The sequence below is a fragment of the Streptomyces sp. URMC 123 genome, assembly GCF_051386515.1.
Classification (GTDB): domain Bacteria; phylum Actinomycetota; class Actinomycetes; order Streptomycetales; family Streptomycetaceae; genus Streptomyces.
On record NZ_JBPQTV010000255.1, the window covers coordinates 1 to 9268 of the forward strand.

Annotated in this window: 7 protein-coding genes and 1 pseudogene; 1 reads left to right on the forward strand and 7 read right to left on the reverse strand. The window is 73.0% G+C overall.

Annotated elements, in window-relative coordinates:
- Window positions 1–79: 79 nt before the first annotated feature.
- Window positions 80–829: an SDR family oxidoreductase gene (locus tag ACSNOD_RS23770; protein WP_436769068.1), complete on the reverse strand. Its 750-nt coding sequence runs from the start codon at window positions 827–829 to the stop codon at window positions 80–82.
- Window positions 830–1127: 298 nt separating this feature from the next.
- Here ACSNOD_RS23770 and ACSNOD_RS23775 point away from each other — a divergent pair, with 298 nt between their 5' ends.
- Window positions 1128–4613: an AfsR/SARP family transcriptional regulator gene (locus ACSNOD_RS23775; protein WP_436769069.1), complete on the forward strand. Its 3486-nt coding sequence runs from the start codon at window positions 1128–1130 to the stop codon at window positions 4611–4613.
- A gap of 10 nt (window positions 4614–4623) precedes the next feature.
- Here ACSNOD_RS23775 and ACSNOD_RS23780 read toward each other — a convergent pair whose 3' ends face one another.
- From ACSNOD_RS23780 to ACSNOD_RS23805, 6 genes and pseudogenes are all read right to left on the reverse strand, one after another.
- Window positions 4624–5208: a hypothetical protein gene (locus ACSNOD_RS23780; RefSeq protein ID WP_436769070.1), complete on the reverse strand. Its 585-nt coding sequence runs from the start codon at window positions 5206–5208 to the stop codon at window positions 4624–4626.
- A 46-nt stretch (window positions 5209–5254) separates the two neighbouring features.
- A complete protein-coding gene (locus tag ACSNOD_RS23785) occupies window positions 5255–5776 on the reverse strand; it encodes a hypothetical protein (RefSeq protein WP_436769071.1) in 522 nt (173 codons plus the stop codon).
- Window positions 5773–6456, reverse strand: a complete 684-nt coding sequence (locus tag ACSNOD_RS23790) for a hypothetical protein (protein WP_436769072.1) — start codon at window positions 6454–6456, stop codon at window positions 5773–5775. Before ACSNOD_RS23790 ends, ACSNOD_RS23785 begins: the two co-directional genes overlap by 4 nt.
- Window positions 6453–7952 carry a hypothetical protein gene (locus ACSNOD_RS23795; protein WP_436769073.1) on the reverse strand — a complete coding sequence of 500 codons (1500 nt, stop codon included), beginning with the start codon at window positions 7950–7952 and terminating at the stop codon, window positions 6453–6455. Before ACSNOD_RS23795 ends, ACSNOD_RS23790 begins: the two co-directional genes overlap by 4 nt.
- Window positions 7953–7971: 19 nt before the next feature.
- The gene (locus ACSNOD_RS23800; RefSeq protein WP_436769074.1) at window positions 7972–8451 is read right to left on the reverse strand and encodes a hypothetical protein; all 480 of its coding nucleotides are present in this window, start codon (window positions 8449–8451) and stop codon (window positions 7972–7974) included.
- A 315-nt stretch (window positions 8452–8766) separates the two neighbouring features.
- Window positions 8767–9268: pseudogene (locus ACSNOD_RS23805) on the reverse strand (hypothetical protein); the annotation flags it as partial.

The window sequence follows — 9268 nt, forward strand, 5'->3', positions numbered from 1 at the left end:
ACCTGGTGCCGCAGTACCTCCAGGCGGTCGCGGGGCTCTCGCCGCTGGAGGCGGGGCTGTGGCTGCGGCCCGGGGCGCGTCAGAGGCCGAGGCCCGAGCCGCCACTGGCGTCGATGTTCTGGCCGGTCACCCAGCGCGCGTCCGGCGAGGCCAGGAACGCCACCACGTCGGCGACGTCGTCGGGCTGCCCGACCCGGTCGAAGACGGAGAACGACGCGGCGTGCGCCTTCGCCGCCGGGTCCGCCATCCAGGGGTGGATGTCCGTCTCGATCGTCCCGGGGGACACCGCGTTGACGGTGATGCCGCGGGAGCCGAGGGTCTGCGCCAGGGTCAGCGTCAGCACCTCCAGCGCGCCCTTGGAGGCGGCGTACGAGGTCATGCCCGGGAAGGCGACCTTGGTGACGCCGGACGAGATGTTGACGATGCGGCCGCCGTCGCGCAGCCGGTCCAGGCCCTTCTGGATGATGAAGAACGGCGCCTTGGCGTTCACCGCGAAGACGCGGTCGTAGTCCTCCTCGGTGACCTCGTGGATCAGGCCCGGGCCGGCGATGCCCGCGTTGTTGACCAGGATGTCGAGGCCGTCGGCGTGCGCGTCGAACGCCTGCCACAGGGCGTCGGCGTCGCCCGGGACGCCCAGTTCGGCGCGGATCGCGAAGGCGCTGCCGCCCGCCGCCTCGACGGTGGCCACGGTCTCCTTCGCCGCCGCCTCGTTGGAGGCGTAGTGGACGCCGACGCGGGCGCCCTCCGCCGCCAGCCGCCGGACGACGGCCCGCCCGATGCCGCGGCTGCCGCCGGTGACGAGGGCGGTGCGGCCGGTGAGTCGTGCCATGGTGATCTCTCCTTCGGTGGGTGGTGCGGCCGCGGTGGTCGGTGTGTGGTGCGGTGGTCGGTGCGGCCGCTGGAGAAACCATCCGGCGCGGGGGTTCGGGTTCGGCTCGGACGGTGTTCGGACGGCGTTACGGATCTGTTCGGGCCGGTGGTCGGTGCGGCCGGACCGTACGGCGGGCCGCGGCCGCGGCCGTGGGCGTTCGCCGGGCCGCGGCCGTGAGCGTTCGGTGGGGGCGCGTCCCGGCCCCGCTCGATGGCCTGTTCGAGAGCGGCGTGCCGTGTCGGGTTACGGTGACCCCATGCGATTCGGGGTGCTGGGGGAGACGGCCGTCTGGACCGAGGACGGGCGGACCGTCCGGGTCCCGGAGCGCAAGGTGCGTGCCCTGCTCGCCTCCCTGCTCGTGGCCGCGGGCCGGCCGGTGGCCGGCCACCGGCTCATCGACGACCTCTGGGGCGAGGAGCCCCCCGGCAACCCCACCCGGGCGCTCCAGGCCAAGGTCTCCCAACTGCGCCGCGTCCTGGAGGAGGCCGAGCCGGGCGGGCGCGAGCTGGTCGCGTCCCGCGCGCCCGGCTATCGGCTCGCCGTCACCGACGGCGCGCTGGACGCCGACCGGTTCGCCGAGCTGGCCGCCCGTGCCCGTACGACCCGGGACCCCGGCGCCCGCGCGGACCTGCTCGCCGACGCGCTGGCGCTCTGGCGGGGGCCCGCGTTCGCCGACTTCGCCGACGAGGCGTTCACCCGGGCGGCCGTGAACCGGCTGGAGGAGCAGCGCCTCACCGTGCTGGAGGAGCACGCCGAGGCGCGGCTCGCGGCCGGCCGGGACGGCGAACTCGTCGGCGAGCTCGCCGAACTCGTGGAGCGCCATCCGCTGCGCGAGCGGCTGCGCGCGGCCCAGATGCGGGCGCTCTACCGGGCCGGCCGGCAGAGCGAGGCACTCGCCGCCTACGAGGATCTGCGCGCCCGGCTCGCCGACGAGCTCGGCCTCGACCCCGCGCCCGAACTGGTCGCCCTGCAGCGGGCGATCCTGCGGCAGGACGCGGACCTCATGGGCTTCGCGGACGTCGCGAACCTCGCGGTGGGCCCGGGCGGGGCGGGGAGCGGCGACGCCGCCGCGGTCGGGGGCGTCGCCGGGAACGCGGGCGCCGCCGGGAACGCGGGCGCCGCCGAGAGCGCGGGCGCCGCCGGGAACGGGAGCGCCGCCAAGAAGGCGGAGGGCACCGGGAGCGGGGACGCCCTCGTTTCCGGTCACGCTGTCATGAACGGGACGGCAGCCGTGGCCGGGGCGGGCCCCGGGAGCGCGGGCGCCGACAACACGGCCGCGGAGAACCCGGGGCGGGCCGCCGCCGGGGAGCCCGCCCCGGGGAGCGCCGCCGTGCGCCCCCGCACCAACGTCCTCGCCCCGCTCGGCTACCTCGTCGGACGCGACGCCGCCGTCACCGAGGTGCGCGACCTGCTCTCCGGCCGCCGGCTCGTCACCCTCACCGGCCCCGGCGGCGTCGGCAAGACCCGGCTCGCCCTGGCCGTCGCCGGCGAGCTCACGGGCACCTTCCCGGACGGCGAGTGGCTCGTCGAACTCGCCGGCACCGGCGGCGAACTGGCCGAGGTCGTCGCCGCCGCGATGGGCCTGCGGGACGACGGCGTCTGGGGCGTACGCCCCGAGGGCGCGCCGGCGGTCGGAGCGGCCGAGCGCCTCGCCGACGTCCTGCGCGACAAGCGCACGCTGCTCATCCTCGACAACTGCGAGCACGTCGTGGACGAGGCCGCCGCGCTGGTGGAGCTGCTGTTGCGGACCGCCCCCGGGCTCGTCGTCCTGACCACCAGCCAGGAGGCACTGGCCCTCGCCGGGGAGACGCTGTGGGCCGTGCCCCCGCTCGCCCCCGAGGGCGCCGTCGAGCTCTTCGCCGCCCGCGCCTCCGCCGCCGCGCCCGGCTTCGCCCTCGACGACACCAACACGGCCGCCGTCACCGCGATCTGCCGCCGCCTCGACGGCATCCCGCTCGCCCTGGAGCTCGCCGCCACCCGCGTACGGGCCCTGGGCGTCCACCGGCTGCTGGAGCGCCTCGACGACCGCTTCCGGCTGCTCAGCGCCGGACAGCGCGGCGCACCCGCGCGCCAGCAGACCCTCCGCGCCATGATCGACTGGAGCTGGGAGCTGCTGAGCGACCCCGAGCGGGTGGTGCTGCGCAGGCTCGCCGCCCACGCCGAGGGGTGCGCCCTGGAGGCCGCCGAGGAGGTGTGCGCCGGCGACGGCGTCGACGCCGCCGACGTCCTCGACCTGCTCGCGCGGCTCGTCGACCGTTCCCTGGTCACCGTCACCGTCACCGGGGACGGCGCCCGCTACCGGCTGCTGGAGTCCGTCGCCGCGTACTGTGCCGAACGGCTGCGCGACGCCGGCGAACAGGAGGCCGAGGCCGTACGGGCCCGGCACCGCGCGTACTACACCGGGCTGGCCGAGGCCGCCGAGCCCCGGCTGCGCGGCCACGACCAGCGCTCCTGGCTGGCCCGGCTCGACGCCGAGAGCGCCAACCTGCGCTCGGCGCTCGACGGCGCCCTGGAGCGCGGCGAGACGCACGCGGCCCTGCGGCTCGTCGACGCGCTCGCCTGGTACTGGATCGTGCGCGGCCGGCTCGGTGAGGCGCTCCGCTCGCTGACGGCCGCGCTCGACCTGCCCGGCGGGCCCGCCCGGCTGCGGCCCCGCGCCGGCGCCTGGCGGGTCGGCGTCACCATCCTGACCGGGGACGGCACGGACCGGGCCGCGCGCATCGAGGCGGCACTCAAGCAGTACGGCGAGGCCGGCGACCCGGACGGGCTGCCCTGGGCACGGTGGTTCCTCGCGCACACCCTGTGCGGCACGGGCGACCTCTCAGAAGGGGAGGAGCTCACCGAACGGGCCCTGACCGGCTTCCGCGCCCTCGGCGACCGGTGGGGCGAGGCCGCGGCGCTGGCCGACCGATCCGTACAGCGGCTGCTCCGGGGCGACCTCGCCGGGTCGCGGGCCGACGCCGAACGCGGCGCGGAACTGTTCGACGAGGTCGGCGACGCCTGCGCGCGGCTGTGGACCGTGCAGCCACTGGCCTCCGTCGCCGAGATCCACGGGGACTACGCGCGGGCGGCGGCCCTCCAGCGCGCCGCGCTGGACACCGCCGGGGAGTTCGGGCTCTCCACCCAGGCCGCCGACCTGCTCTCCGGCCTGGGCCGCACCGCGCTGCTCACGGGGGACGCCGACGGCGCGCGGGAGTACCACGAGCGCTCCCGGCGCGCCGCGGCCGAACTGGGCCTGCGCGCCGCCGAGATCAACGCCGTGCTCGGCCTCGGGCTCGGCGCCCGGCGCGAGGGCCGGCTGGACGAGGCCGAACGACATCTGCGCGAGGTGCTCGCCTGGCACCGGGAAGTGGGCCTGGACGGCGCGAACGCGCTGGTCCTGGCCGAGCTCGGATTCATCGCCGAACTGAGGGGCGACGCGGCGGGGGCGCGGGCGCGCCACGAGGAGGGGTACGCGACGGCCCGGACGACCGGCGACCCCCGCGCGGTCGCCCTCGCGCTGGAGGGCCTCGCCGGGGCGCGCGCCCTGGTCGGCGCCCACGAACCGGCCGCCCTGCTGCTGGGCGCGGCCTCCGCGGCCCGTACGGCGACGGGCGCGCCCCTGCCTCCGGCGGAGCGCGCCGACGTGGACCGCGCGGCGACGAGGGCCCGTACGGCGCTGGGCGACGCGGCGTACGAGACGGTGTTCGCGCGCGGCGAGACGCTGACCCCGGAGGACGCCGTGGCGCGGGCCTGCCCGTGACCCCGCGAGGTCAGCCGCCGGCCGCGGGTGCGGCGGGCGGTGGGGTCACGCTCGGCTCGATGGTGGACTTCACATAGATCCGGGTGCTGCCGGGCGCGTACGCGTGGGCGTGCACGGTGACGCAGTAGTGAACCTTCTCGCCCCCGGGGAAGGTGCCGGAGTCCGGGCAGAAGCTGCTGCGCCGCATTCCCTGGGAAATCGTCTCGGGCTCCGGGAGACCGAAATGCCGGAAGCCGTCGAAGGGTTGGTGGTCCATGTCCACCGGAGGCTGAACCTCCGTCATCCTCTCCCCTTCGGGGAGCAGACGCGCGAAGTAGGCGTCCGCCTCCTTGGTGGGCAGCGTGAAGACGAGGAGCGCGGAGTCGAGGCGCTGGCCGACCTTGTACCCGGCCCGCCGATCGGTGGCCGTCTCCGGGGCCCGAATGCCGATCAATCGGCTCGTCCACGTGAAGGTGGCCCCCTCAGGCCAGCAGCACTCCTTTTCCTGCTGGAGGGCGTCGGCCTCCCACTTCGCCGCGAGACCCCAGAGGGTGAGCACGAGCACCGCCGGAACCCCGAGAAACACGGCGGCGATGACGATGAGCTGACGTCTCACGGACACCCGCCGGGGCGGCGGCGCGTCCGTACTGGCTTCGGCCAACTCAGTCCACCCCCCAGAGATAGACGCGGCTGCTCGTGTCGTCGAGACGGTGCACGGCGATGGACAGGGCGTTGAGGTCCCCGCCACAGGGTGCGCAGACTTGCGTCTCTCGGACGTTGGGCAGCGCGTCGGGTTCCTCCAGTCCTATTTGGGAGAAGGGGGTGATGGAGACGGCGCTGGGCGGAAGGGCGTCATCGCGCTGCTGAAGTTCCCGCTGGGGGTGCAGCCCCGCCACGAAGGGGTCCACGTCCGCGTGGGGAACCACGAAGGCGAGCAGCAGTTGGTCGTCCTGGAAGCCGTGCTCGTACGCGGCCCGCCGGTCCGTGGCGCTGGTGGGAATGTCGACGTGCAGTTGCTTGCTGACGCTGTCCGGCGTGGCTTTGTCGTCCCAGAAGGGAACCCTCTGTGTTTCCGTCGGCCGTTCCGGGCGGTCCGACGTACACGCGGTCAGCAGGAACATGGCGGTCGCAGCAGAGGCGATGGTCCTGTCCTTCGGGAGGGCACGCGGGGCAGTTGTCGTCATCGCGTGTCCCCGTTGCGTCCGCTGGCCCGGCCGGTGGGCGAGGGGGTGGGCGTGCCACTGCTCCCGTCCGTGGTGGGTGCCGTGGGAGGCGGGGGCACGCCGGGTTCAATGGTGGTTCTCAGATAGATCCGGGTGCTGCCGGGTGTGTACTCGTGCGCGAAAAGCTTGGTGCAGTAATGGGCGCCCTTGCCCTCGGGTGTGTGAAGATCGCCGTGACAGAAGCCGCCCAGCCGCGCTTCGGGAATCGTTTCCGGCTCCGCGAGGCCCAGCTTCTCGAATGTGTCCGCGCGCTTGTACCCCTTCTTCTTGGGTTTCTTGTTCGGAAGGGTCACTTCCCCCGACGGGTTCAGTGCGACCAGGTATCTCTCCGCTTCCGCGCTGGGCAGCGTGAAGACGAGGAGTCCGGTGTCGTACATGGAGCTGGTCTTGTACGCGGCTCTTCGGTCCGTGGCACTGTCCGGGACCTGGACGCCTATCACCTCGCGCATCCATGCGAAGGTGACGCCCTCCCGCCAGCAGCAGTGCGAATCCCTCGACATGGGCTGGCTGAACAACGTGGACGCGATATACCAGAGACCGGTCACCAGTGCCGTCGTTACGGTGAGAGCGACAACGGAGATGAGGACGATGAGACGCCGCAGGGACAGTTTCTTGGGCTGCGTAGTGTTGAAGTCGTTCATCGTGCCGGGTTGTCGCGATCCTGCTGGGCGTCGCGAGTGGGATCGAGCGTACCGCCTGCGGGGCTGGTTCTGCCGGGCCCCGGCAGCGGCTCCATGTTCGGGCTCGTGCCGCCCAGCTCGTAGTGTTTGACGGAGCTGCTGCCCGCCACGTCGAACTCCCGGGCGAACCCCACCCTGTGTTGGCGAGCCATGTCCCCGTCCGGGATCTCGACGCCGTAGATGTCCACGCCCTTTCCTATGTCCCAGTTGTAGCGATCCCAGGCGTTCGCCTGGTAGTCGAGACTGACTTTAGGGTTACCCTGAGCGTCCGGCACGACGGTCACCACGCCCGTGACGTTCGAGCGAGTCGACCCGACGGCGTAGAACCAATTCGGGTGGGTGTCCTGGTTGAAGCTGTAGTCCTCGTTCTCCGTCTCGACCGGAATGGCAACCGGGCGCCCGCCGCTCTTTTTGAACTCCTCCAGGGCTTGCTTATGCCACTTCTTGCGCTCGCTGTCGATCTGACTGTCGATGTGGGCCTTGAAGTCCTCATCGTCCTTCATCATCTTGTCGACCGGGAGTTCCATGGGCTTGCCGGAGCTCTCCATATAGTGCGCCATATGGCGTGCGGCGTCAGTGCTGCCCGTCCAGTCGGCGCCTTCGACCAGAATCCGCATCTTCCTGTTCGTGACGATGTCGCCCCATGTGTAATCCTCGGATCGGTACGGTCCGGAACCCCGGTCCGGTGCCGCCTTCTTGACCGTGGGCTTCAGCAGTCCCGCGTCCAGCAGGTCGTTCCTATGGGCCTTCCACAGCTCAGCCCGTGCCTCGGGGCTCAGGGACTCCCACAGTCGGCGCAGCTCCGCCCGCTGTTTGGCGTTCGCGTCGTCGCCCAGGGACGCGAGCTTCATCGCGCGCGGCAGCTGGTCCTCGTCGAGCGAGGTGTAGGACGCGTGGCCCGCGTTGTGCGGGTCGCCGCCGTGGCTGGACTTCAGGGCGCGGGTGACGGCCGCGTCCACCTCCGCGGCGTGGCTGACCAGGCCGGCGATCGTGTCGGCGTACCACCGCATCAAATCCTTGGTGCGCTGCGACGTGCCCTCGGCCGTGCACATCGCCTCGATCACCTTCACGGTGCCGTTCCCACCGTCCAGCACCAGGAGCGAGGGATCAGGCTCCGGCGTGTGGCTCGGATCGCCGTTCGCGGCCTCCTCGGTCAGCGCCTTGGCCCGCTTCTGGATCTCCAGGAGCTCCGCGTGCGCGTCCTTGAGGACGTTGTGAATGCTCTGCGCCTCGGCGTGCAGGTCACCGAACTCCTTGGCGGTGCTGCGGACGAACTCCTTGGTGACCGTGGCGTTGGCCCCCTGCCACCGCGCCGCCTCGGACTTCTTGACCAGGCCGTCCTTGACCTCCGTCTTGAGCTGCGCGAGCTTGTCGACCATGGCCTTCCAGTGGCCCACCGCCGTGTTCAGCTTGCCGAGATCCAGGGTGATGAGGTCGGTGTAGGTGAAGCTGCCCATGGCGTGCTGAAATCCCCCGTCACTTTACGTACTTGGATATCTCGGACACCGACACGGCGCTGCCGTCCCGGTGGCGGAGGGTGGCCGCGATCGCCTTGTCGTCGGCGGCGTGGGCCTTCCGGGAGTAGTCCAGGTGGTTCGAGATGTGCGCGCACATCTGGAGCACCGTTTTGACCTGGGAGTCCCACGTGGACAGCGTGGTGTACAGCTCGCCGCCCATCGTGAGGTTGCGGTCCGAGCACTCCTTGGCGGCCTGCGCGGTCGACCCCGCCCCGCTCTTGTCGCTGCCCGCGCCCGCGATGTCGGCCGCCTTGCGCAGCCGTTCGTGCAGCAGGAACGCCTCGTGGCCGACCGCGCCGAGGTCGTCCTGCGTGACGACCAGGTCCTGGTTCGAGCCGCCCCCCGAGGCGGGATCGAGCTGATTGAGCCGCGTTCCGGTCGACTGCCCGGGCTCCTTGGCCGCCGACATCAAGGCAGCCCACTCACTGGTGAAAGTCATGATTCCCCGTTTCGCCGTACAGCGAGAAAGCCGCAGAGTACCAACGATCCCGGGGCGGGAGCGGTCGTCTGTTCGACCGCCGGGCCGGGGGCCGGAGGCCGGGAGGCCGAGGGAGCCGGCGGGGCCGGCGGGGCCAAGGGAACCTCAGGCGTTCACGAGAAGGGTCAGAGCCTCGCCCCCCACGTTCTTTCGGCGGTGAGCGTGTGCGTGTGCCGGTGCCCGAACCCCCGCCGCAGAACGGGGCGTCGTACGTCGGTCGTGCGGTTCCCGGCGGGGCCTGACGGCGCGGCATTGGCCCCGGGACGGCCTCCGGTGTCATCCCGGCGCGATCGGGTCGAAGGACGGCGCGGGCTGTCGATACGACGGGTGCGGGAGGCGGTACGACGGCAGCGGGGCGTCGCGTGTCGGAAGCGACGGGCCGAGGGTCGGTGCCGGCGCGGTCGACGACGGCAGGGCGGGGCGCGCGGGCGGCGGCCACGAGTTCGTACCCGGGGCGCTCGTCGGCGCCGGCGCCGGACTGTCGGGCGCGGGTCCGGGGCCGCTCGTGACCGGGCCGGTCCCCGAGCCGCCGCAGTCCAGAACGCCGGTCGCCCCGATCGTGCACCGGGCCCCCGCCGGCGGCGAGTACGTGCGCTCCCACGGCACCCCCAGCACCGCGCCGCCGATCGCCAGCACCATGATCCCGCCGATCACCAGGCCGAGCGTGCGGAGCCGGCGCCCCTCGGCCACTGCCGCAGGGTCGAACAGCGGGTCGCCCCGCGACGCGGCACGCCCGTCGTCGGCGCCCCACCCCGCACCCGTCGTATCGACAGCCCGC

Excerpts from the sequence above, each read along its gene's own strand:
- ACSNOD_RS23775 (WP_436769069.1), top strand. The coding sequence starts at position 1,128 with ATGCGATTCGGGGTGCTGGGGGAGACGGCCGTCTGGACCGAGGACGGG.
- ACSNOD_RS23795 (WP_436769073.1), bottom strand. The coding sequence starts at position 7,952 with ATGGGCAGCTTCACCTACACCGACCTCATCACCCTGGATCTCGGCAAG.
- ACSNOD_RS23785 (WP_436769071.1), bottom strand. The coding sequence starts at position 5,776 with ATGACGACAACTGCCCCGCGTGCCCTCCCGAAGGACAGGACCATCGCC.
- ACSNOD_RS23790 (WP_436769072.1), bottom strand. The coding sequence starts at position 6,456 with ATGAACGACTTCAACACTACGCAGCCCAAGAAACTGTCCCTGCGGCGT.
- ACSNOD_RS23770 (WP_436769068.1), bottom strand. The coding sequence starts at position 829 with ATGGCACGACTCACCGGCCGCACCGCCCTCGTCACCGGCGGCAGCCGC.
- ACSNOD_RS23800 (WP_436769074.1), bottom strand. The coding sequence starts at position 8,451 with ATGACTTTCACCAGTGAGTGGGCTGCCTTGATGTCGGCGGCCAAGGAG.